This is a genomic window from Piscinibacter defluvii (assembly GCF_004011805.1).
GTDB classification, from domain to species: Bacteria; Pseudomonadota; Gammaproteobacteria; order Burkholderiales; family Burkholderiaceae_C; genus Piscinibacter; species Piscinibacter defluvii.
The window spans coordinates 51,407-70,380 of the sequence record NZ_RCHJ01000014.1 but is presented as its reverse complement, the minus strand read 5'-3'; the positions used below and the strand labels follow the sequence as shown (position 1 = coordinate 70,380).

General features: G+C 72.4%; 23 protein-coding genes. 14 read left to right on the top strand and 9 right to left on the bottom strand.

What is annotated here, in order from left to right; all coding sequences use genetic code 11:
• Nucleotides 1–38: 38 nt before the first annotated feature.
• Nucleotides 39–884 carry a TlpA family protein disulfide reductase gene (locus tag D9C15_RS21265; protein WP_128000477.1) on the top strand — a complete coding sequence of 282 codons (846 nt, stop codon included), beginning with the start codon at nucleotides 39–41 and terminating at the stop codon, nucleotides 882–884.
• Nucleotides 881–1,588, top strand: coding sequence for a class I SAM-dependent methyltransferase (locus D9C15_RS21260; protein WP_128000476.1), 708 nt, complete (start codon nucleotides 881–883; stop codon nucleotides 1,586–1,588). The genes D9C15_RS21265 and D9C15_RS21260 overlap by 4 nt, the downstream gene beginning before the upstream one ends.
• A 21-nt stretch (nucleotides 1,589–1,609) precedes the next feature.
• Here D9C15_RS21260 and D9C15_RS21255 read toward each other — a convergent pair whose 3' ends face one another.
• The 6 genes from D9C15_RS21255 to D9C15_RS21235 all read right to left on the bottom strand — a co-directional run bounded on the left by D9C15_RS21255 (nucleotide 1,610) and on the right by D9C15_RS21235 (nucleotide 6,303).
• On the bottom strand, nucleotides 1,610–1,984 hold the full coding sequence (locus D9C15_RS21255; RefSeq protein WP_128000475.1) for a cytochrome b5 domain-containing protein: 375 nt from the start codon (nucleotides 1,982–1,984) through the stop codon (nucleotides 1,610–1,612).
• Nucleotides 1,981–3,255, bottom strand: coding sequence for a ferric reductase-like transmembrane domain-containing protein (locus D9C15_RS21250; protein ID WP_164886804.1), 1,275 nt, complete (start codon nucleotides 3,253–3,255; stop codon nucleotides 1,981–1,983). Before D9C15_RS21250 ends, D9C15_RS21255 begins: the two co-directional genes overlap by 4 nt.
• Nucleotides 3,252–3,548 carry a hypothetical protein gene (locus D9C15_RS33485; protein ID WP_164886803.1) on the bottom strand — a complete coding sequence of 99 codons (297 nt, stop codon included), beginning with the start codon at nucleotides 3,546–3,548 and terminating at the stop codon, nucleotides 3,252–3,254. The genes D9C15_RS21250 and D9C15_RS33485 overlap by 4 nt, the downstream gene beginning before the upstream one ends.
• Nucleotides 3,549–3,628: 80 nt before the next feature.
• Nucleotides 3,629–4,555: a ketopantoate reductase family protein gene (locus tag D9C15_RS21245; protein WP_128000473.1), complete on the bottom strand. Its 927-nt coding sequence runs from the start codon at nucleotides 4,553–4,555 to the stop codon at nucleotides 3,629–3,631.
• Nucleotides 4,555–5,037 carry an aromatic-ring-hydroxylating dioxygenase subunit beta gene (locus D9C15_RS21240; protein ID WP_128000472.1) on the bottom strand — a complete coding sequence of 161 codons (483 nt, stop codon included), beginning with the start codon at nucleotides 5,035–5,037 and terminating at the stop codon, nucleotides 4,555–4,557. Before D9C15_RS21240 ends, D9C15_RS21245 begins: the two co-directional genes overlap by 1 nt.
• 3 nt (nucleotides 5,038–5,040) lie before the next feature.
• Nucleotides 5,041–6,303, bottom strand: a complete 1,263-nt coding sequence (locus tag D9C15_RS21235; protein ID WP_128000471.1) for an aromatic ring-hydroxylating dioxygenase subunit alpha — start codon at nucleotides 6,301–6,303, stop codon at nucleotides 5,041–5,043.
• Nucleotides 6,304–6,398: 95 nt separating this feature from the next.
• On the opposite strand from D9C15_RS21235, the gene D9C15_RS21230 reads away from it, so the two are divergent.
• From D9C15_RS21230 to miaB, 6 genes are read left to right on the top strand one after another with little or no spacing between them, the layout of a single operon-like run.
• Nucleotides 6,399–7,331, top strand: a complete 933-nt coding sequence (locus D9C15_RS21230; RefSeq protein WP_128000470.1) for a LysR family transcriptional regulator — start codon at nucleotides 6,399–6,401, stop codon at nucleotides 7,329–7,331.
• A 29-nt stretch (nucleotides 7,332–7,360) separates the two neighbouring features.
• Nucleotides 7,361–7,714 carry a YciI family protein gene (locus D9C15_RS21225; protein WP_128000469.1) on the top strand — a complete coding sequence of 118 codons (354 nt, stop codon included), beginning with the start codon at nucleotides 7,361–7,363 and terminating at the stop codon, nucleotides 7,712–7,714.
• Between the two features lie 60 nt (nucleotides 7,715–7,774).
• Nucleotides 7,775–8,182, top strand: coding sequence for a YciI family protein (locus D9C15_RS21220; RefSeq protein ID WP_128000468.1), 408 nt, complete (start codon nucleotides 7,775–7,777; stop codon nucleotides 8,180–8,182).
• Between the two features lie 11 nt (nucleotides 8,183–8,193).
• Nucleotides 8,194–9,477, top strand: a complete 1,284-nt coding sequence (locus tag D9C15_RS21215) for an RNA polymerase sigma factor (RefSeq protein WP_128000467.1) — start codon at nucleotides 8,194–8,196, stop codon at nucleotides 9,475–9,477.
• Nucleotides 9,478–9,511: 34 nt separating this feature from the next.
• Nucleotides 9,512–9,892, top strand: a complete 381-nt coding sequence (locus D9C15_RS21210) for a hypothetical protein (protein WP_128000466.1) — start codon at nucleotides 9,512–9,514, stop codon at nucleotides 9,890–9,892.
• Between the two features lie 10 nt (nucleotides 9,893–9,902).
• Complete coding sequence (gene miaB, locus D9C15_RS21205; protein ID WP_128000465.1) at nucleotides 9,903–11,258, top strand: tRNA (N6-isopentenyl adenosine(37)-C2)-methylthiotransferase MiaB; 1,356 nt, start codon at nucleotides 9,903–9,905, stop codon at nucleotides 11,256–11,258.
• Nucleotides 11,259–11,262: 4 nt separating this feature from the next.
• Here the strand turns inward: miaB and D9C15_RS21200 are convergent, their stop codons facing one another.
• Nucleotides 11,263–11,544 (bottom strand): hypothetical protein, encoded by a 282-nt coding sequence (locus tag D9C15_RS21200; protein WP_128000464.1) that lies wholly within the window; start codon nucleotides 11,542–11,544, stop codon nucleotides 11,263–11,265.
• A gap of 93 nt (nucleotides 11,545–11,637) precedes the next feature.
• On the opposite strand from D9C15_RS21200, the gene hemA reads away from it, so the two are divergent.
• The 6 genes from hemA to D9C15_RS21170 all read left to right on the top strand — a co-directional run bounded on the left by hemA (nucleotide 11,638) and on the right by D9C15_RS21170 (nucleotide 16,555).
• Nucleotides 11,638–12,921, top strand: a complete 1,284-nt coding sequence (gene hemA / locus D9C15_RS21195; protein ID WP_128000463.1) for a glutamyl-tRNA reductase — start codon at nucleotides 11,638–11,640, stop codon at nucleotides 12,919–12,921.
• An 87-nt stretch (nucleotides 12,922–13,008) separates the two neighbouring features.
• On the top strand, nucleotides 13,009–14,091 hold the full coding sequence (prfA, locus tag D9C15_RS21190; RefSeq protein ID WP_128000462.1) for a peptide chain release factor 1: 1,083 nt from the start codon (nucleotides 13,009–13,011) through the stop codon (nucleotides 14,089–14,091).
• Nucleotides 14,088–14,915 (top strand): peptide chain release factor N(5)-glutamine methyltransferase, encoded by an 828-nt coding sequence (gene prmC / locus D9C15_RS21185; RefSeq protein WP_128000461.1) that lies wholly within the window; start codon nucleotides 14,088–14,090, stop codon nucleotides 14,913–14,915. Before prfA ends, prmC begins: the two co-directional genes overlap by 4 nt.
• 102 nt (nucleotides 14,916–15,017) lie before the next feature.
• Complete coding sequence (locus tag D9C15_RS21180) at nucleotides 15,018–15,584, top strand: hypothetical protein (protein ID WP_128000460.1); 567 nt, start codon at nucleotides 15,018–15,020, stop codon at nucleotides 15,582–15,584.
• Nucleotides 15,585–15,674: 90 nt separating this feature from the next.
• Nucleotides 15,675–15,986 carry a Grx4 family monothiol glutaredoxin gene (grxD, locus tag D9C15_RS21175; RefSeq protein ID WP_128000459.1) on the top strand — a complete coding sequence of 104 codons (312 nt, stop codon included), beginning with the start codon at nucleotides 15,675–15,677 and terminating at the stop codon, nucleotides 15,984–15,986.
• On the top strand, nucleotides 15,983–16,555 hold the full coding sequence (locus tag D9C15_RS21170) for a UbiX family flavin prenyltransferase (protein ID WP_128000458.1): 573 nt from the start codon (nucleotides 15,983–15,985) through the stop codon (nucleotides 16,553–16,555). The genes grxD and D9C15_RS21170 overlap by 4 nt, the downstream gene beginning before the upstream one ends.
• 7 nt (nucleotides 16,556–16,562) lie before the next feature.
• On the opposite strand, the gene D9C15_RS21165 is transcribed toward D9C15_RS21170, so the two are convergent.
• Entirely contained in the window at nucleotides 16,563–17,204 is a 642-nt protein-coding gene (locus tag D9C15_RS21165) for a lytic transglycosylase domain-containing protein (protein WP_128000457.1), read from the bottom strand.
• On the bottom strand, nucleotides 17,201–18,946 hold the full coding sequence (locus tag D9C15_RS21160; RefSeq protein ID WP_128000456.1) for a proline--tRNA ligase: 1,746 nt from the start codon (nucleotides 18,944–18,946) through the stop codon (nucleotides 17,201–17,203). The genes D9C15_RS21165 and D9C15_RS21160 overlap by 4 nt, the downstream gene beginning before the upstream one ends.
• Between the last annotated feature and the right edge of the window lie 28 nt (nucleotides 18,947–18,974).

Sequence of the window (18,974 nt, the reverse complement as noted above, 5' to 3'; positions counted from 1 at the left end):
GCCACACCGGGTGACGGCCGATCGCGTAGCCTTGCGCGATGCTCTCGTTCTCGCTCGGACCGATCGGCCTGCCGGTGGGGCCCGTGCTGCTGCTGGTCGCGCTGGTGCTTGCAGCCTGGTGGGCCGACCGCGGCGTGGCCGGCGAAGCGCCGGGCACGGCGGTCTACCAGGCCGCGCTGATCGGCCTGCTGGCGGCCCGGCTGGTGCACCTGGTGTTGCATGCCGAGCCCTACCTCGCCGCCCCGCTGGCCATGCTCGACCTGCGCGACGGCGGCTGGTCGGCACCCGCCGGTGCGGCCGCCGGTGCCGCCTGGCTGGCCTGGCGCGGCTGGCGCCGGCCGCACTGGCGCCGGCCGCTGGCACGGGCTGCGATGGCGGGTCTGGCGCTGTGGCTTGCCGGTGCGGCGCTGACGGGACGGTTCCACCGGCCGCCCCTGCCCGCGACGGCGCTGCTGCCGCTGGACGGCGGCCCCGCCCTGGACCTGCGCCGCGCCGCCGCCGGGCGGCCAGTGGTGGTCAACCTCTGGGCCAGCTGGTGCGGCCCGTGCCGGGCCGAGATGCCCACGCTCGCCGCGGCCCAGCAGCGCGAGCCGCGCGTCGGCTTCCTGTTCGTGAACCAGGGTGAGCCGGAAGACACCGTGCGCCGCTACCTCGCCGGCCTCGGCACGCCGCTGCGCGAGGTGCTGCGCGACCCGGCCTCCGGGCTCGGCCGCGCGGTCGGATCGCCCGCCCTGCCGACGACCCTGTTCTACGATGCCCGGGGCCGCCTCGTCGACGCCCATGTCGGCATGCTGAACGGGCCCGCGCTGGACAGCCGCCTGCGCGCGCTGCGGGCTGGCGACGGACCGCCCTCCCCTGGATCGAACACACCGCCCCAGCCATGAGCGCCCAGCAAAACGACCCTGTCACCGTGAACGACGAGCTGGACCTGCTCGAGGCGCTGGTGCCGCTGGCCGGGCGCGACATCGTCGAGCTTGGCTGCGGCGCCGCGACATTGGCCCGTTCGCTGCTGGCGCGCCACCCGGACAGCCGCGTCACCGGGCTCGAGGTGGACGAGCGGCAGCACGCCAAGAACCTGGCCGCACCGCAGCCCGGCCTGCGCTTCGTCGCCGCCGGCGCGCAGGCGATCCCGTTCCCGGACGCGAGTTTCGACCTGGCGCTGATGCTCAAGTCGCTGCACCACGTGCCGCTGCCGCTGCTCGGCCCGGCCCTGGACGAGATCGACCGGGTGCTGCGCCCGCACGGCCTGCTGTACGTGTCCGAGCCGGTGTTCGCCGGGCCGCTGAACGAGGTGACCCGGCTGTTCAACGACGAGCAGGTGGTGCGCGCGGCCGCGCAGGCGGCGCTCGACGCGGCGCTCGCGACCGGTGCCTGGGTGCAGGCGGCGCAGCGCTTCTTCGAGGTGCCGGTGAGCTTCCGCGACTTCGCCGACTTCGAGCAGCGCATGATGCGACCGACCTACGCCGACCACCGCATCGACGACGCCAAGCGGGCGGCCGTGGGCGCCGCCTTCGCGCCCCACCTGACCGCCGAGGGCGCGCGCTTCACCCGGCCGATGCACGTGCGGCTGCTGCGCAAGACGCGCTGAGCGGCGCCCCCGGCGGTGCGTTCAGCGCGCGGTGACCAGCGGGCCGATCCGGTAGGTCGGCAGCAGGCTGTCGGCGTAGGGCGAATGCGGCCGTCCCCTGGTCTTGGTGCGGTAGGCCTCGCTGGCTTCCTTGCCGCACCAGGCGAGCAGGATCGACGGTTCGGCCGGGTGCTTCGCCACGTACGGGGTGAAGTCGTAGACCTGGCCGTCGATCACCATCCAGCAGTCGCCCGCGCTGGCGTGGCGCGCCACCTCGGCCAGGGTGAGCACCCGTTGCTGCGGCGCGCTGCGCTCCTGCGCACGCGGCGCCTCGTCCCACCACAACGGTGCCAGCGCGAACGCGAGCACGGCAAGCCAGAACAGGACGGTCGAACTCAGGTAGAGGCGGCGCATCATCGGAAGTCGAAGCTCTCGTGCAGGATCCGGTGGCCAGGCACGCCGCGCCGGGCCAGCCGGTCGCTCAGCTCGGCCACCAGCGGGGCGGGACCGCAGACCTGCACCGTGCGTGCGGCGAGCCCGGTCACGCGGTCGAGCAGCGGATCGAGCGGCGGCGGCGAATCACCGGTCTCGACGGCGAGCAGCTCGAGCAGCGTGTCCTCGCGCGCGAGCTGCTGCAGCTCGTCGAGGAACGCGGCGTCGCGGCTGCGCGGGTAGAGGTAGACCAGGGTCGTCGGCGCCGCCCGCGGGTGTTCGCGCAGCGCCGCCACGAAAGGCGTGATGCCGATGCCGCCGGCCACCCAGAGCTGCGGGCCGGCATCGCGGCCGGCGAGGAAGTCGCCGAACGGCCCCTGCAGCCGCGCCAGCCCGCCGGGCGAGAGGCCCTGCAGGCGGCCCGAGCAGCGGCCCAGTGCCTTGATCGTGAGCTGCAGCGTGCCGTCGGCGCCGACGCGGCTGGCGGTGAAGGGATGGAACTCCCCGCAGCCGTGGTAGGCCGGGCCGTCGTCGAAACGCGCCAGCACGAACTGGCCCGCGGCGATCGGCATCGCACCGGCGAGCGGGACGAGCCGCAAGTCGACCACGCCCGGCGCCGGCCGGGCGACCGCGGCCACGTGGTAGGGCGAGGCGGACAGGCCGGCATCCACCGCCATGAAGCGCCAGGCCAGCGCGACGCCGGCCAGCCCCGCGCCGGCCGCGGCGAGCCCGGCGTCGCCCAGCAGCGCGAAGACGTGCAGCCAGCCCGCCAGCGCACCGATGCCCAGCGCCTGGTGCAGCACGAGCCAGCGCCGGTAGGCGAGCCGGCGGCTGAAGCTGAAGGCCAGCCCGAGCATCAGCAGCAGCAGCGCGAGCCAGCCGGACCACACCGGCCAGGACTGCTGGAACGGGTCCAGGGTCTGCCAGGCGCGCCGCGGGTCGTCGCGCCAGCCCTCGGCGGCCAGCGCCAGCGGATGCACGAGCAGCAGCACGTAGCCCAGCACGCCACTGCGGTGGTGCCAGCGCAGCATCGCCTCCAGGCCACCGAGCCAGCGCGCCAGCCGCGGCTCGCGCACCATCAGCACGAAGCTGGCCACGATCAGGGCGCAGCCGACCCAGGCCGACACGATGCCCAGCGCGCGCCAGGGCGGCAGTTCGGCCGGATAGGACCAGAGGCCGAACGCCGCGACCAGGCCGACCACCAGCATGAGCGGCCGCGCGCGCTGCACGCCCTCCGGCAGGGCCAGGCTGCTCACCGCAAGCGCCTGCGCGCGCGCAGGTCGTCGCAGGTCCGGGTGTCGACCGCGCCGGCCTCGATGCCGAGCCGCCGCTGCCGCGCCGTTTCGTAGGCGACGCAGTCGGCATGGCGTGCGAGGCCGCGCATGTGCCGCTGGTGCTCGACCCGATCGTGCGGCGTCATGCGTCCCCAGCCCGGCGTGTTGGCCTCGGAGGCATGCCACGGGCCGCGCGCATGCGCCAGCGGCGGGGCGGCCAGCAGCAGCGCGGCGCACAACGCGACGGTCAACGCGGACGGGGGCCAGCGACGCATGGTTCGGATCGAAGCGGGGTCCGGCAACGGCCGGCGCGGCCATGATGGCACGCCCCGGGGCCGGCGCATCCCGCGCCAGATCAAGCCGCGCGGCGCTCGTGCTCCAGCAGGCGCACCAGGGTCAGCAGCACCTGGTTGGCCGGCGTCGGCACGCCATGGGCCTGCCCGCGCCGCACGACATGGCCGTTCAGGTGCTCGATCTCGCTGGGCCTGCCGCGTGCCAGGTCCTGCGCGGTGGACGAGCGCTGCAGCGGCATCGAGCCGGCCAGGCCGCGCACGGTGGCGTCGATGTCGGCCGGCACCGCCACGCCCTCGGCGCGCGCCACGGCGACACATTCGCGCACGACCTGCTGCATGGTCTCGGCCACGCCCTCGACGGCCAGCATGCGGCCGTAGGGCACCTGGCCGATCGCCGAGATCGCGTTGTAGGCACAGTTCAGGATCAGCTTGACCCACAGCGCCTGGTGCACGTCGGCCGAGATCTCGACCGGGACACCCGCGGCACGCAGGGCGTCGGCCCACGCGTCGCCGCCCGGCCCGGGCTCGACCACCAGCTCGCCGCGCCCGTGGTGCCGCACATGGCCGGGGCCGGCCATCTCGGTGGCGACGTAGACCACCGCGGCGCGCACCGGCTGCGGCAGCAGCGCGCGCAGTCGCTCGGCGTTGTCGACGCCGTTCTGCAGGCTCAGCAGCAGCGCCTGCGGCGCGAGGTGCGCGTGCATCGCCTGCGCGGCGGCTTCGGTGTCGCCGGACTTCACGCAGCACAGCACCAGGCCCGCCCCCTGCACCGCGGCGGCGTCGGTGCTGGCGCGCAGGCGCACGTGCTCGTCGAAGGTGCGCGTCTGCAGGCGCAGGCCATGGGCCTCGATCGCCCGCACGTGCTCGGGCCGGCCGATCAGCACCACGTCGTGCCCGGCCCGCGCGAGCAGGCCGCCGAAGTAGCAGCCGACCGCGCCGGCGCCCATCACCGCCACGCGCAGCGGTTCCTCGTTCGGCGGATGCGGCATCAGATCGGGTAGATGATGGAGTTCGGGATCAGCTCGCTATCGTAGATGCACTCGCGCCGCGCGAAGCGCAGGCCCTCGGGGGTGCGCACGATCAGGTCGAGGTAGCGCCCGACGTTGAACACCGTGCTCGGCTCGGAGAGCTTGGTGCGGAACACCGCGTAGTTCGCCTCGCCCTCGAAGCGGCCCTCGCCGACGCGGCGCAGCCGCGGCGCGCCGACCACGTGGCGCTGGTAGTAGGGGTCGTGGAACAGCGTCTCCTTGATGCCGTAGACGCGGTCCTTCAGCATGCCGCGCCCGGTGAACGCGAGCGTGGCCAGCGGGAAGCCGCGCTCGTGGTTCTCGCGCGGCTGCAGGCGGTAGACGCCGTCCTCGGTGAAGAACTCGGGCCAGCGGTCCCACTCGGCGTTGTCCAGGGCGCTGGCGTAGTCGGCGTAGAGCCGGGTCAGCGCGAGCCAGTCCTCGCAGCGGATGTCGGCGTCCATGGCTCAGGCCTCCATCACGCTGCGCCAGTAGCGGTACATGCCGCGGATCAGCGTCTCGGTGATCATGTGCTCGCTGTCGCCGACCTCGTGCCCGCCGAGCTCGGCCAGCGCGTGGCCGGAGGGCTTGCTCTCGAAGGCCTGCTGCGAGAACTCGATCACCTCGCCGTCGTCGGCCGAGACGAAGCCGGCCGGGCCGAACAGGTTGGCCTGCGTCAGGCGCCGCCGCGTCATCGCCTCGTCGTCGTCGGCGAAGCCGAAGTGCGTCCAGACGAAGTCGAACGCGCCGTGGCCGGCCGGCTGGATGTGGCGCGTCGACACGCTGTTGACCTGCTGCTGCAGGATCACGCTCGGGAAGATCGTGGTCATCACCGCGGTCGGCCCGCCCCACCAGGGCTCGGGCACGATGTCGAGGAAGCCCGGATCGTTGAGCTGCATCGTGGCCTTGAAGCTCGACACCTGCGTCGCCTGCCCGGCCTGGCCGCTGCCGGTGTTGCGCGTGGAGATCATCGCCGCGTGGCGGTGCTTCGCGTCCATGCGCAGCTGCGAGCGGTTGTCGGCACGCCAGAGCCCGAAGGTGACGAACCAGGTGTGCAGCAGGCCCGGGTGGTACGGGTCCTTGATGTTCTCCTGCATCAGCTTCCAGTTGCCCGGGATGCGCTGGCGGTTGTAGCCGAGGATGCGCAGCTCGCGGCCATCGAACAGGCGGTCGAAGTAGCCGAGGATGGTCGGGCCGAGGAAGTCCTCGAAGGGCTCGACCTCGGGGTCGAAGGAGGCGAACACCACGCCGCCGCGGCGCGCCACCTTCAGCCTCGTCAGCCCATGCTCGGCCGTGTCGAAGTCGGCCGGCATGCCGCCCTCGACCACGCCGTCGCGGCGTAGCCCGCGCCGCAGCGGCACCCCCTGCAGCCCGCCCTGCAGGTTATAGCTCCACTGGTGGTAGGGGCAGACGAACACCTTGCGCCGGCCGTGCCGCTCGCGGCAGAAGCGCATGCCGCGGTGCGCGCAGACGTTCTCCAGCACGTTGATGGCGCCGTCGGCGTCGCGCACCATGATCACCGAGCGCTCGCCGACGACGCTGCGCTTGAAGTCGCCCGGCTCCGGCACCTCGGCCTCGAGGCCGACATAGCACCAGTGGCCGCGGTAGAAGAAGCGCTCGAGCTCGCGCTTGTGCAGCGCCTCGCTGGTGTAGGCCGCGAACGGGATGCGGTGGGTGCCCTCGCCGGCCCAGTGCGGCTGGTCGGGAAAGCAGGGGGATGTGGGGTCCATGCGGGTCTCCTCGTGCCGGCATGCTGAGGGCTTGACGCAGATCAGCCAATAGAATGGGTTGAATACACCACATCACCAGCGTCAATGTTGCCGCGATGGAGCTGCGTGACCTCGACCTGAACCTGCTGGTGCTGTTCCAGCGCCTGTATGCCGAGCGGCGCGTGTCGGCGGTGGCCGAGGGGCTGGGGCTGACGCAGCCGGCGGTCAGCAACGCGCTGGCGCGGCTGCGCCGGCTGTTCGGCGACGAGCTGTTCCTGCGCACCAGCGCCGGCATGGTGCCCACGCCGCGCGCCGAGCAGCTGGCCGCGCCGGTGGGCGAGGCGCTGGCGCTGATCCACCGCGGCCTGAACCCGCAGCGCGGCTTCGAGCCGTCGCGGGCCGAGCAGTCGGTGACGATCGGCATGACCGACATCGGCGAGATCGTCTTCCTGCCCGCGCTGGTCGAGCGGCTGCGCCGCGCGGCGCCGGGCCTGCTGCTGTCCACCGTGCGCAACACGGCGGTGAACCTGAAGGAGGAGATGGAGGCCGGCAAGGTGGACCTGGCGATCGGCCTGCTGCCGCAGCTCAAGGGCGGCTTCTTCCAGCGCCGGCTGTTCAGCCAGCGCTACGTGTGCCTGTTCCGGCGCGGCCACCGGCTCGACCGCAAGCGTCTCACGCTGGCGGACTTCCGCGCCGCCGAGCACCTGGTGGTGGTGTCGGCCGGCACCGGGCACGGCCGGGTGGACGAACGACTGCGCCGCGCCGGCATCGAGCGGCGCGTTCGGCTGACCGTGCCGCACTTCGTCGGCGTGGGCCACATCCTGCAGGGCTCGGACCTGGTGGCCACGGTGCCCGAGCGGCTCGCGCAGCGCCTGGTCGAGCCCTTCGGCCTGGTCAGCGCGCCCCATCCGGCCGAGCTGCCGGAGGTGGCCATCACGCTGTTCTGGCATGCCAAGCTGCACCGCTCGGCGGCCAATCAGTGGCTGCGCGAACAAATCGTCGACCTGTTCGCCGACCGCACCGACAGCGTGAACGCCGATTTGCGCTAGGGTCGCGGTCTTCGCACCCGGAGATGCCGATGCCCTACATGCTGATGATCGTCGAGCCGGTCGGCCAGCGCGCCGCCCGCACCGAGGCCGAGGGCCGGCAGGCCTACGCGAGCATGGTCGATTTCGCGCAGACGCTGAAGGCGCAGGGCAAGCTGCTCGCGGTGGAGTCGCTGCAGTCGCAGGACAAGGCGGTGCGCGTCGCGGTGCGCGGCGGCAAGCTGCAGACGCTGGACGGGCCCTACGCCGAGGCCAAGGAGATGGTCGGAGGCTTCTTCCTGCTCGACGTGGCCACCCGCGAGGAGGCGCTCGCGATCGCGGCGCGCTGCCCGGCGGCGCAGTGGTGCGAGGTCGAGGTGCGCGCCACCGCACCCTGCTACGAGTAGCCGCCGTCGAAACCGGCGCACGCCGTTCGTCGTCCTCCTGTCCCCACGAAGGAGTCCGACATGCGCTACCTGATCATCGTGAAGGCCACGGCCGCCAGCGAGGCCGGCGAGATGCCGAGCGCGCGCCTGATGGCCGCCATGGCCGACTACCACGAGCAGCTTGCCCGGGCCGGCGTGCTGCTGGATGCGGCCGGCCTGCAGCCGAGCGCGCAAGGCTGGCGCATCCGCTACGACGGCACGCGGCGCCAGGTGATCGACGGCCCGTTCGCCGAGGTGAAGGAACTGATCGCCGGCACCACGCTGATCCAGGTGCGCTCGCGCGAGGAAGCGCTCGAATGGTCGCGCCGCTTCCCGGCGCCGTTCGAGGGCGTGCCCTGCGAGATCGAGGTGCGCCGCCTGTACGAGCGGGAGGACTTCGCCCCGGGCGAGGCCGCGGAGCGGTTCCGCGAACCGAGCCCGACACGCTGAGCGCACCGGCCATGGCGACGAACCAGACCCGGCAGGCCGTGCAGGCGGTCTGGCGCATCGAGTCGGCGAAGATCGTCGCCGGCGTCGCGAGGCTGGTGCGCGACGTCGGTCTGGCCGAGGAGATGGCGCAGGACGCGCTGGTCGCCGCGCTCGAGCACTGGCCGGCCGAGGGCATTCCCGACAACCCGGGCGCCTGGCTGATGGCCACCGCCAAGCACCGCGCGCTCGACCACCTGCGCCGCCAGCAGATGCTGGCGCGCAAGCACGAGGAGATCGGGGCCGACCTGGAGGCGCAGGAAGCGCTGGTGGTGCCGGACTTCGTCGACGGCCTGGACGACAAGCGCGCCGACGTGATCGGCGACGACCTGCTGCGCCTGATCTTCACCGCCTGCCACCCGGTGCTCTCGACCGACGCACGGGTGGCGCTGACGCTGCGCCTGCTCGGCGGGCTGACGACGCAGGAGATCGCGCGCGCCTACCTGGTGGCCGAGCCGACCATCGCGCAGCGCATCGTGCGCGCCAAGCGCACGCTGGCCGAGGCACGCGTGCCCTTCGAGCTGCCGCAGGGTGCGGCGCTGGCGGCGCGGCTGGCCTCGGTGCTGGAGGTGATCTACCTGATCTTCAACGAGGGCTACACCGCCACTGCCGGCGACGACTGGATGCGCACCGAGCTGTGCGACGAGGCGCTGCGGCTGGCGCGCATCCTGGCCGGGCTGGCGCCGGACGAGTCCGAGGTGCTCGGGCTGGTCGCCCTGCTCGAGCTGCAGGCCTCGCGCGCCGCCGCACGGCTGGACGGCGAGGGCCGCCCGGTGCTGCTGCTCGAGCAGGATCGCTCGCGCTGGGACCGGCTGCTGATCCGCCGCGGCCTGGCGGCGCTGGAACGCGCCGAGGCGCTCGGCGGCGCGCTCGGGCCCTATGCGCTGCAGGCCGCCATCGCCGCCTGCCATGCGCGCGCGCCGGCCGCCGAGCGCACCGAGTGGCCGCGCATCGTGGCGCTGTACGACGCGCTGGCGCAGGTGGCGCCCTCGCCGGTGGTGGAGCTCAACCGGGCGGTGGCGGTGGCGATGGCCTTCGGCCCGGAGCAGGGCCTGGCGCTGGTCGACGCGCTGCGCGACACGCCGGCCCTGCAGCAGTACCACTGGTTGCCCAGCGTGCGCGGCGACCTGCTGGAAAGACTCGGCCACCGCGCCGAGGCGCGTGCGGAGTTCGAGCGTGCCGCCGGCCTGGCGCGCAACGCGCGCGAACGCGAGTTCCTGCTCGGCCGGGCCGCCGCGCTGGCCGACCCCGCCCGATAGAATCCGCGGCTTTCGCAGCCACTGGATCTACACCATGTACCGCTGTCTCGCCGCCGCCGTCGCGGCGGTTTCGCTCGTGGGTGCCGCGAGTGCTCAATCCCTGCGCGCCTTCCCGGCCGACGCGCTGCGCGGCGAGATCGTGATCGGCCAGGCGCCGAACGTGCAGCTCAACGGCCAGGCCGCGCGCCTGGGCGCCGGCGCCCGCCTGCGCGGCCCGGACAACCTGGTGCGCATGCCGGCCTCGCTGATCGGCCAGAAGTTCCTCGTCCACTACACGGTCGACCCGCAAGGCCTGCTGCGCGAGGTGTGGATCCTCAGCGAGGCCGAGGCGGCGAAGAAGCCCTGGCCGGCCACACGCGAGGAAGCCGCGAGCTGGCGCTTCGACGTCGTCGCGCAGACCTGGGCCAAGCCCTGAGGGCCGCACCATGAGCAGCCCCAAGACCGCGCCCAAGGTCTTCATCAAGACCTTCGGCTGCCAGATGAACGAGTACGACTCGGACAAGATGGCCGACGTGCTGCACGACAGCGCCGGCTACGAGAAGACGAGCGACGTCGACCAGGCCGACCTGATCCTCTTCAACACCTGCTCGGTGCGCGAGAAGGCGCAGGAGAAGGTGTTCAGCGACCTCGGCCGCATCAAGCACCTGAAGGACAAGGGTGTGCTGATCGGCGTGGGCGGCTGCGTTGCCAGCCAGGAGGGTGCGGCGATCGTCGAGCGTGCGCCCTACGTCGACGTGGTGTTCGGCCCGCAGACCCTGCACCGCCTGCCCGAGCTGCTGAAGCAGCGCAGGCTGCAGCGCCGCCCGCAGGTGGACATCAGCTTCCCGGAGATCGAGAAGTTCGACCACCTGCCGCCGCCCCGCCGCGAGGGGCCGAGCGCCTTCGTCTCGATCATGGAAGGCTGCTCGAAGTACTGCAGCTACTGCGTGGTGCCCTACACCCGCGGCGAGGAGGTCTCGCGCCCGTTCGAGGACGTGCTGACCGAGGTGGCCGGCCTGGCCGACCAGGGCGTGAAGGAGGTGACGCTGCTCGGCCAGAACGTCAACGCCTACCGCGGCAAGATGGGCGCGACGAGCGAGATCGCCGATTTCGCCCTGCTGCTCGAGTACGTGGCCGAGGTGCCGGGCATCGAGCGCATCCGCTACACGACCAGCCACCCGAACGAGTTCGGCCAGCGGCTGATCGAGGCCTACGGCCGCATCCCGAAGCTGGTCAGCCACCTGCACCTGCCGGTGCAGCACGGCAGCGACCGCATCCTGATGGCGATGAAGCGCGGCTACACCGCGATGGAATACAAGAGCACGATCCGCAAGCTGCGCGCGGTGCGGCCGGGCATCAGCCTGTCGAGCGACTTCATCGTCGGCTTCCCGGGCGAAACGGCCGAGGACCATGGCCGCACGATGGCGCTGATCGAGGAGATCGGCTTCGACGCGAGCTTCAGCTTCGTGTTCAGCCCGCGCCCCGGCACACCGGCGGCCAACCTGGCCGACGCCACGCCGCAGGCCGAGAAGCTGGCGCGCCTGCAGGAGCTGCAGGCGGCGATCGAGGCGAACGCGCGGTGCATCGGCGAATCGCGCGTCGGCACGCGGCAGCGCATCCTGGTCGAGGGCCCGTCGCGCAAGGATCCGGCCGAGCTGATGGGCCGCACCGAGTGCAACCGCATCGTCAACTTCGCCGGGCCGGCGCGGCTGGTCGGGCAGATGGTGGACGTGACCATCACGCGCGCCTACCCGCATTCGCTGCGCGGCGAGGTGGTGGTGGGCGAGACGGTCGCGGCCTAGCCGGCTAGGCCTTGCCGCCACGCAGGCCCGTCCACCAGAGCGCGGCCGCACAGGCCGTCAGCATCAGGGCGTAGCCGGCCATCTTGCCGTCGCGGCCGAAGATCACCAGCGCCGCCACCAGCGCCACCGCTGCGGCCGCGCTCGCCACCAGGCCGAGGCGCCACCAGGGGGCGCCGCGCAGTTCGCGGAACCAGACCAACTTGCTCAGCGCCGCCGCGATCAGGCCCACGCCCAGGGCGGGCGCGAAGAAGTTCAGCAGGTGCCAGGTGGCGTCGAGCGGGCCCATCGGGGAAGATCCTCGGCGGGCGCGGCGCCGCGCTTGAGGAGAATCAAGCTCGTCCGCCACCCGGAAGCAGGTCGGAATTTTATAATCCGCCCCATGAGTGTGTTCGCCCTGGGCCTGAACCACACGACCGCGCCGGTCGACCTGCGCGGTCGGTTTGCGTTCGCCCCGGAGCAACTCGCCCCCACGCTGAAGGGCTTCCGCGAGCGCCTGCAGCGCGCCGCCGAGGTGGCGATCGTCTCGACCTGCAACCGCACCGAGGTCTACGTCGGCGCCTCGCCCGCATTGGTGACCCCGGCGATGGACTGGCTGGCCGGCGTGGGCGGCGTCTCGCCCCAGGCGCTGAAGCAGCACAGCTACCTGTTCGAAGGCAGCGGTGCCGCGCGGCATGCCTTCCGCGTGGCCAGCGGGCTGGATTCGATGGTGCTGGGCGAGCCGCAGATCCTCGGCCAGATGAAGCAGGCGGTGCGCGAGGCCGATTCCGCCGGCACGCTGGGCACCACGCTGCACCAGATGTTCCAGCGCAGCTTCGCGGTGGCCAAGGAGGTGCGCACGGCCACCGAGATCGGCGCGCATTCGATCAGCATGGCCGCCGCTGCGGTGCGCCTGGCCTCGCAGCTGTTCGAGGAACTGAAGGAAACCCGTGTGCTGTTCGTCGGCGCCGGCGAGATGATCGAGCTGGTGGCCACGCATTTCGCCGCGCGCACGCCCAAGGCGCTGGCCGTGGCCAACCGTACGCTGGAGCGCGGCGAGAAGCTGGCCGGGCGCTTCGGCGCCGAGGCGCTGCGCCTGGCCGACCTGCCGGCGCGGCTGGCCGATTTCGACATCGTCGTCTCCTGCACCGCGAGCTCGCTGCCGATCATCGGCCTGGGCGCGGTGGAGCGCGCGCTGAAGCAGCGCAAGCACCGCCCGATGTTCATGGTCGACCTGGCCGTGCCGCGCGACATCGAGCCCGAGGTCGCACGCCTGTCGGACGTCTACCTCTACACCGTCGACGACCTGTCGGCCCTGGTGCAGACCGCCGGCGAGAAGCGCCAGGCCGCCGTGCAGCAGGCCGAGGCCATCATCGAGACCGGCGTGCAGGGCTTCGAGCACTGGCTCGGCCAGCGCGAGGCGGTGCCACTGATCAAGGCGCTGCACCACCAGGCCGACGACTGGCGCCAGGCGGAAATCGCCCGGGCCCGCAAGATGCTCGCGCGCGGCGAGGATGTCGAGGCCGTGCTGGAGGCCCTCTCCAAGGGCCTGACGCAGAAGATGCTGCACGGCGCGATGGCCGAGCTGCATGCGGCCGACCAGCACCAGCGGGCCCAGCTGGTGCACACGGTCTCGCGCCTGTTCCTGCGCCAGAACCCGCGCGACCCGGCCGACGAGTCGCACTAGCGGCGCCCGCCGCACCCGGCCGGCCGCGCCGGCTCCCGCTCTCGCCCGCCGCGGCGCCGCGCGCCACACCGCACTCGCCCTCCCCGCATGAAAGAGTCCCTCCGCCAGCAGTTCGAACGCCTGGGCATGCGCCTGGCGGAGCTCGACGCCACGCTGGCCGATCCACGCGTCGCTTCGGACATGAAGCGCTTCCGCGAGCTGACACGCGAGCATGCGGAGGTGGGCTCGCTGGTCGAGCGCTTCCGCCGCTTCCGGCAGCGCGAGGACGACCTGGCCGGGGCCCGCGAGATGCTGGCCGATCCGGAGCTGGCCGAGATGGCCCGTGAGGAGGTGGGCGCGGCCGAGGCCGACATCGCCGCGCTCGACGCCGAGCTGCAGACCGCGCTGCTGCCGCGCGACCCGGACGACGTGCGCCATGCCTTCCTCGAGATCCGCGCCGGCACCGGCGGCGACGAATCGGCCCTGTTCGCTGGCGACCTGGCGCGCATGTACCTGCGCTACGCCGAGCGCTGCGGCTGGCGCACCGAGATCATGTCGGAGAGCCCGAGCGAGCTGGGCGGCTACAAGGAGGTGGTGATCCGCGTCGAGGGCGACGGTGCCTACGGGCGGCTGAAGTTCGAGTCCGGCGGCCACCGCGTGCAGCGCGTGCCGGCCACCGAGGCGCAGGGCCGCATCCACACCAGCGCCTGCACGGTGGCCGTGCTGCCCGAGCCCGACGAGGCCGAGGAGGTGCAGCTCAACCCGGCGGAGCTGCGCATCGACACCTTCCGCGCCAGCGGGGCCGGCGGCCAGCACGTCAACAAGACCGACAGCGCGATCCGCATCACCCACCTGCCCACCGGCATCGTGGCGGAATGCCAGGACGACCGCTCGCAGCACCGCAACAAGGCCAAGGCGATGGCGGTGCTGGTGGCGCGGCTGCGCGACAAGGAACGCAGCGAACGTGCCGCGAAGGAAGCGGCCACGCGCAAGGGCCTGATCGGCAGCGGCGACCGCAGCGACCGCATCCGCACCTACAACTTCCCGCAGGGCCGGCTGACCGACCACCGCATCAACCTGACGCTGTACCGGCTGCAGGCGATCGTCGACGGTGACCTCGACGAGGTGATCGCCGCGCTGCAGGCAGCGCGTTCGGCCGAGCAGCTTGCCGCACTCGAAGGCGCCGCGTGACGACCATCGCCCAGGCGCTGGCGGCGGCGCGCCGGCGCGGCGTGGACCGGCTCGATGCGCAGTTGCTGCTCGCGCAGCTGCTCGGGTGCGAGCGGGCCTGGCTGCTCGCGCACGACGACGAGCCGCTCACCGCCGGGGCGTTGGCGCAGTTCGAGGCCCGGCTGGCGCGCCGCGCCGCCGGCGAGCCGCTGGCCTACCTGACCGGCACGCGGGAGTTCCACGGCCTCGCCCTGGCCGTCGACGCCCGCGTGCTGGTGCCACGGCCCGACACCGAAACCCTGGTCGACTGGGCGCTCGAGCGGCTCGCCGCACTGGCCCTGCCCGCGCCGCGGGTGCTGGACCTGGGCACCGGCAGCGGTGCGATCGCCCTGGCGGTCAAGCAGGCGCACCCGGCGGCGCGCGTGACGGCCACCGACGCCAGTGCCGGGGCGCTCGAGGTGGCAGGCTCGAACGCACGGCGGCTCGGCCTGGACATCGAGCTGTGCACCGGCTCATGGTGGCAGGCGGTCGCCGGCCGGCGCTTCGACCTGGTGCTGTCCAACCCGCCCTACGTGCGCAGCGACGACCCGCACCTGGCCGGGCTGTCGCATGAACCGCGCACCGCCCTGACCCCGGGGCCGACCGGGCTGGAGGCCTTCGAGGCGATCGCCGGCGGCGCGTGCGAGCACCTCGCCCCCGGGGCCTGGCTGCTGCTCGAGCATGGCTGGGACCAGGCTGCGGCGCTGCGGCTGTTGCTCGCACGACACGGCCTCACCGACCCGGCCACCCGCCGCGACCTCTCCGGACACGAGCGCTGCACCGGGGCCCGTGCGTCGGCACAGTGACATTCACCACGCTCGCGACACCGGAAACAGGTGTATCCGGCGTGCCGCCGCGCCGGCAGCGGCGTAGGATGAAATCGCACACCGGGTCTGGAGGAGCTTGCCATGTCGATTGCCAAGCTGTTGCTCGCCACGATGTCCGCCGCGGCACCGCTCGCCGCGGCATGGGCCCAGAACGAGGGCCTGCTGGCCCACCCCGACAACCTGCCCTGGCCGCGCTGGCAGGCGCGCGTGTCGGTCTCGGCGCTCGACCTGTACCGCCCGCAGGCCACCAGCCTGGGCCTGATGAGCGACTATTTCTTCGCCCGTGCGGCGGCGGAGAACGGCCGGGCCAGCGGCTTCCGCGCCACCGGGGGGCTGGTGGTCGGGCCGCAGCCGACGCTGTGGATGGTGTCGCCGGCCATGGCCGGCGGGCCGCTGACCAGCGCCGACCGCCGCCTGGCCGGCGAGCCGGCCGACCACCTTGCCGTGCCCTACCTGGGCGTGGGCTACAGCGGCCTGAGCAGCCGCAACGGCTGGAACTTCAGCGCCGATTTCGGCCTGGTGGGCCAGCCGGCGCGCCAGACGGTGCGCTTCGGGCGCGCCTACAGCGGCGCGCCGGGGCTGGAGGAGCAGGTGCGCGACCTGCGCCTGGCGCCACTGCTGCAGGTCGGCGTCTCCTACTCGTTCTGACCTCCCGCGCAGGGCCATGACGCGGCGCACGGCGCCGCGCCGGGGCTTGCCGTATAACCTCGGCTGTTTCCAGTTTCCCGACTCCCAGCCATGAGCGACGTCCAGCAACGCATTGCCGAAATCGTCAAGAACAACCGCGTCGTGCTCTTCATGAAGGGCACCGCGCAGTTCCCGATGTGCGGCTTCTCCGGCCGCGCCGTGCAGATCCTCAAGGCTTGCGGCGTGAACGACCTGAAGACGGTCAACGTGCTCGAGGACGAGGACGTGCGCCAGGGCATCAAGGAATACGCCAACTGGCCGACCATCCCGCAGCTCTACGTGAACGGCGAGTTCGTCGGCGGCTCGGACATCATGATGGAGATGTACCAGGCGGGCGAGCTGCAGCCGCTGCTGCAGCAATGAGCGCTCGGCCCCGCCGGGTGGTGGTCGGCATCACCGGCGCCACCGGGGCCGTCTATGCGCTGCGCCTGCTCGATCGCCTCAAGGCCAGCGGCTGCGAGACCCACCTCGTGGCCAGCCCGGCCGGCGTGCTCAACGTGCACCACGAACTCGGCCTGGACCGGCGCGAACTCGAAGCGCGTGCCGACGTGGCCTACGCGCCGGGCGACGTGGGCGCGGCCATCGCGAGCGGCTCGTTCGCGACCGACGCGATGGTGGTCTCGCCGTGTTCGATGAAGTCGCTCGCCGCGATCGCCCACGGCCTGGCCGACAACCTGCTGACGCGCGCCGCCGACGTCACGCTGAAGGAACGCCGCCGCCTGGTGCTGATGGTGCGCGAGACGCCGTTCAACCTGGCCCACCTGCGCAACATGACCGCGGTGACGGAGATGGGCGCGGTGGTCTTCCCGCCGCTGCCGGCCTTCTACCACCGGCCCGGCTCGATCGACGAGTTGGTGGACGACACGGTCGAGCGCGTGCTGGCGCTGATCGGCGTCGAGGGCGCGCACCCGCGCGCCTGGCCGGGGCTCTGAACCCGACTCAGGCGCGTTCGGCGCGGTACTCCCAGGCCTTGCGCGCGCCGAACACCGCGTTCGGATACTCGGCCCGGCCGCGGCTGCCGTTGTAGCGACCGAGCGCGAGGAACAGGTCGCCGCGCTCGACGTCCAGGTAGTGGCGCAGGATCACGCAGCCGAAGCGCAGGTTGGTCTGCATGTGGAACAGCCGGGCCGAATCGCCGTCGCCGATCAGGCGCGCCCAGAACGGCATCACCTGCATGTAGCCGCGCGCGCCGGCCGCGCTGATGGCGTACTTGCGAAAGCCGCTCTCCACCTGCACCAACCCCAGCACCAGCGCAGGCTCCAGCCCGGCGCGCGTGCTCTCGTACCAGAGCGTCTCGAGGAACTCGACGCGTGTCATGTTCTCGGGCTTGCGGCGCTTGAGCCGGGTGCTCATCTCGCCGAGCCAGCGCAGGTAGGCCAGGCGCGAGTCCATGTCGGTGAAGACGGGACGCGGCGGCGCGCTGTTGGCGATCGCGGCCGAGAGCGCGCTGCGTACCGAATCCGCGAGCGGCTCCTCGATCTGTGCTCCGGCACGGGCAGGACCACCGGCGCATGGGCCGAGCAGCAGGGCCGCGGCGAGCCGACGCCGCGCTCTCCCGTCGCGGGAGAGCTCGTGGTTCATGCGCCGAGCCGGCCCTTCACGAAGGCCAGCGCCTCGGCCGCCGGCACCGCCGTGGCCTGCGCCTCGCGCCGGCCCTGGACCTCGACCTTGCCTTCCTTCAGGCCGCGGTCGGAGATCACCACGCGGTGCGGCACGCCGATCAGCTCCCAGTCGGCGAACATCGCCCCCGGACGCTCGCCGCGGTCGTCCAGCATCACGTCGATGCCGAGGGCGGCCAGCTGGTCGTGCAGCGTGTCGGCCGCTTCCTTCACGGCCGGTGTGCGGTCGTAGCCGATCGGGCAGACCACCACGGTGAAGGGCGCCATCGCGTCGGGCCAGATGATGCCGCGCGCGTCGTGGTTCTGCTCGATGGCGGCGCCGAGGATGCGCGTGACGCCGATGCCGTAGCAGCCCATCTGCATCAGCTGCGGCTTGCCGGACTCGTCCAGGTAGGTGGCGTTCATCGCGGCGCTGTACTTGGTGCCGAGGAAGAACACGTGACCGACCTCGATGCCGCGCTGGATCGCGAGCACGCCGCGGCCGTCGGGCGAGGGGTCGCCCTCGACGACGTTGCGGATGTCGGCCACCAGGTCGGGCTCGGGCAGGTCGCGGCCCCAGTTGGCGCCGGTGTAGTGGAAGTCCGCCTCGTTGGCGCCGCAGATGAAGTCGCTCATCGCGGCGACGGTGCGGTCGGCCACCACCTTGACCGGCTTGCGCGTCCCGATCGGCCCGAGGTAGCCCGGCTTGCAGCCGAAGTGATCCTCGATCTCGGCGACCGTGGCAAAGCGGAAGCCGTCCTTCAGGCCCGGCAGCTTGCCGGCCTTGACCTCGTTGAGCGCGTGGTCGCCGCGCACCAGCAGCAGCCAGACCGTGGTGCCGGTGATGTCGCCGCGCTCGTTCTTCGTGTCGGTGGCCAGCACCAGCGACTTCACGGTGGTCTGCAGCGGCACGCCGAGCAGTGCGGCCACGTCTTCGCAGGTGCTCCTGCCGGGCGTGGGCGTCTTCACCAGCGGCTTCGATGCCGCTGCGCGCGGCGTGGTCGGCGCGACGGCTTCGGCCAGCTCGATGTTGGCGGCGTAGTCGGAGCCGGGGCAGAAGACGATCGCGTCCTCGCCGGTGTCGGCGATGACCTGGAACTCGTGCGAACGGTCGCCGCCGATCGCGCCGGTATCGGCCGCCACCGCACGGAAGGTCAGACCCAGGCGCTCGAAGATGCGCACGTAGGCCGCGTACATCTGGTCGTAGCTGCGGCCGGCGGCCTCGGCATCACGGTCGAAGGAGTAGGCGTCCTTCATCGTGAACTCGCGCCCGCGCATCACGCCGAAGCGCGGCCGGCGCTCGTCGCGGAACTTGGTCTGGATGTGATAGAAGTTCTTCGGCAGCGCCCGGTAGCTGCGCAGCTCCTGGCGCGCCACGTCGGTGATCACCTCTTCCGACGTCGGCTGGATGATGAAGTCGCGTTCGTGCCGGTCCTTCACGCGCAGCAGCTCCGGCCCCATCTTCTCGAAGCGGCCCGTCTCCTGCCACAGCTCGGCCGGCTGCACCACCGGCATCAGCAGCTCGACGGCACCGGCGCGATTCATCTCCTCGCGGATGATGTTCTCGACCTTGCGGATCACACGCAACCCCATCGGCATGTAGGTGTAGATGCCGGCGCCGAGCCGCTTGATCAGCCCGGCGCGCATCATCAGCTGGTGGCTCACGACCTCGGCATCGGCCGGCGCTTCCTTCAGCGTCGAGATGAAGAACTGGGTGGCTTTCATGGGGGGTGGCACCGCGCCCGGGTGAGGG

Bases quoted from the DNA above. Each gene is read 5' to 3' on its own strand.
- D9C15_RS21265 (WP_128000477.1), top strand. From the start codon at position 39: ATGCTCTCGTTCTCGCTCGGACCGATCGGCCTGCCGGTGGGGCCCGTG.
- D9C15_RS21260 (WP_128000476.1), top strand. From the start codon at position 881: ATGAGCGCCCAGCAAAACGACCCTGTCACCGTGAACGACGAGCTGGAC.
- D9C15_RS21255 (WP_128000475.1), bottom strand. From the start codon at position 1,984: ATGATGCGCCGCCTCTACCTGAGTTCGACCGTCCTGTTCTGGCTTGCC.
- D9C15_RS33485 (WP_164886803.1), bottom strand. From the start codon at position 3,548: ATGCGTCGCTGGCCCCCGTCCGCGTTGACCGTCGCGTTGTGCGCCGCG.
- D9C15_RS21245 (WP_128000473.1), bottom strand. From the start codon at position 4,555: ATGCCGCATCCGCCGAACGAGGAACCGCTGCGCGTGGCGGTGATGGGC.
- D9C15_RS21240 (WP_128000472.1), bottom strand. From the start codon at position 5,037: ATGGACGCCGACATCCGCTGCGAGGACTGGCTCGCGCTGACCCGGCTC.
- D9C15_RS21235 (WP_128000471.1), bottom strand. From the start codon at position 6,303: ATGGACCCCACATCCCCCTGCTTTCCCGACCAGCCGCACTGGGCCGGC.
- D9C15_RS21230 (WP_128000470.1), top strand. From the start codon at position 6,399: ATGGAGCTGCGTGACCTCGACCTGAACCTGCTGGTGCTGTTCCAGCGC.
- D9C15_RS21225 (WP_128000469.1), top strand. From the start codon at position 7,361: ATGCCCTACATGCTGATGATCGTCGAGCCGGTCGGCCAGCGCGCCGCC.
- D9C15_RS21220 (WP_128000468.1), top strand. From the start codon at position 7,775: ATGCGCTACCTGATCATCGTGAAGGCCACGGCCGCCAGCGAGGCCGGC.
- D9C15_RS21215 (WP_128000467.1), top strand. From the start codon at position 8,194: ATGGCGACGAACCAGACCCGGCAGGCCGTGCAGGCGGTCTGGCGCATC.
- D9C15_RS21210 (WP_128000466.1), top strand. From the start codon at position 9,512: ATGTACCGCTGTCTCGCCGCCGCCGTCGCGGCGGTTTCGCTCGTGGGT.
- miaB (WP_128000465.1), top strand. From the start codon at position 9,903: ATGAGCAGCCCCAAGACCGCGCCCAAGGTCTTCATCAAGACCTTCGGC.
- D9C15_RS21200 (WP_128000464.1), bottom strand. From the start codon at position 11,544: ATGGGCCCGCTCGACGCCACCTGGCACCTGCTGAACTTCTTCGCGCCC.
- hemA (WP_128000463.1), top strand. From the start codon at position 11,638: ATGAGTGTGTTCGCCCTGGGCCTGAACCACACGACCGCGCCGGTCGAC.
- prfA (WP_128000462.1), top strand. From the start codon at position 13,009: ATGAAAGAGTCCCTCCGCCAGCAGTTCGAACGCCTGGGCATGCGCCTG.
- D9C15_RS21180 (WP_128000460.1), top strand. From the start codon at position 15,018: ATGTCGATTGCCAAGCTGTTGCTCGCCACGATGTCCGCCGCGGCACCG.
- grxD (WP_128000459.1), top strand. From the start codon at position 15,675: ATGAGCGACGTCCAGCAACGCATTGCCGAAATCGTCAAGAACAACCGC.
- D9C15_RS21170 (WP_128000458.1), top strand. From the start codon at position 15,983: ATGAGCGCTCGGCCCCGCCGGGTGGTGGTCGGCATCACCGGCGCCACC.
- D9C15_RS21165 (WP_128000457.1), bottom strand. From the start codon at position 17,204: ATGAACCACGAGCTCTCCCGCGACGGGAGAGCGCGGCGTCGGCTCGCC.
- D9C15_RS21160 (WP_128000456.1), bottom strand. From the start codon at position 18,946: ATGAAAGCCACCCAGTTCTTCATCTCGACGCTGAAGGAAGCGCCGGCC.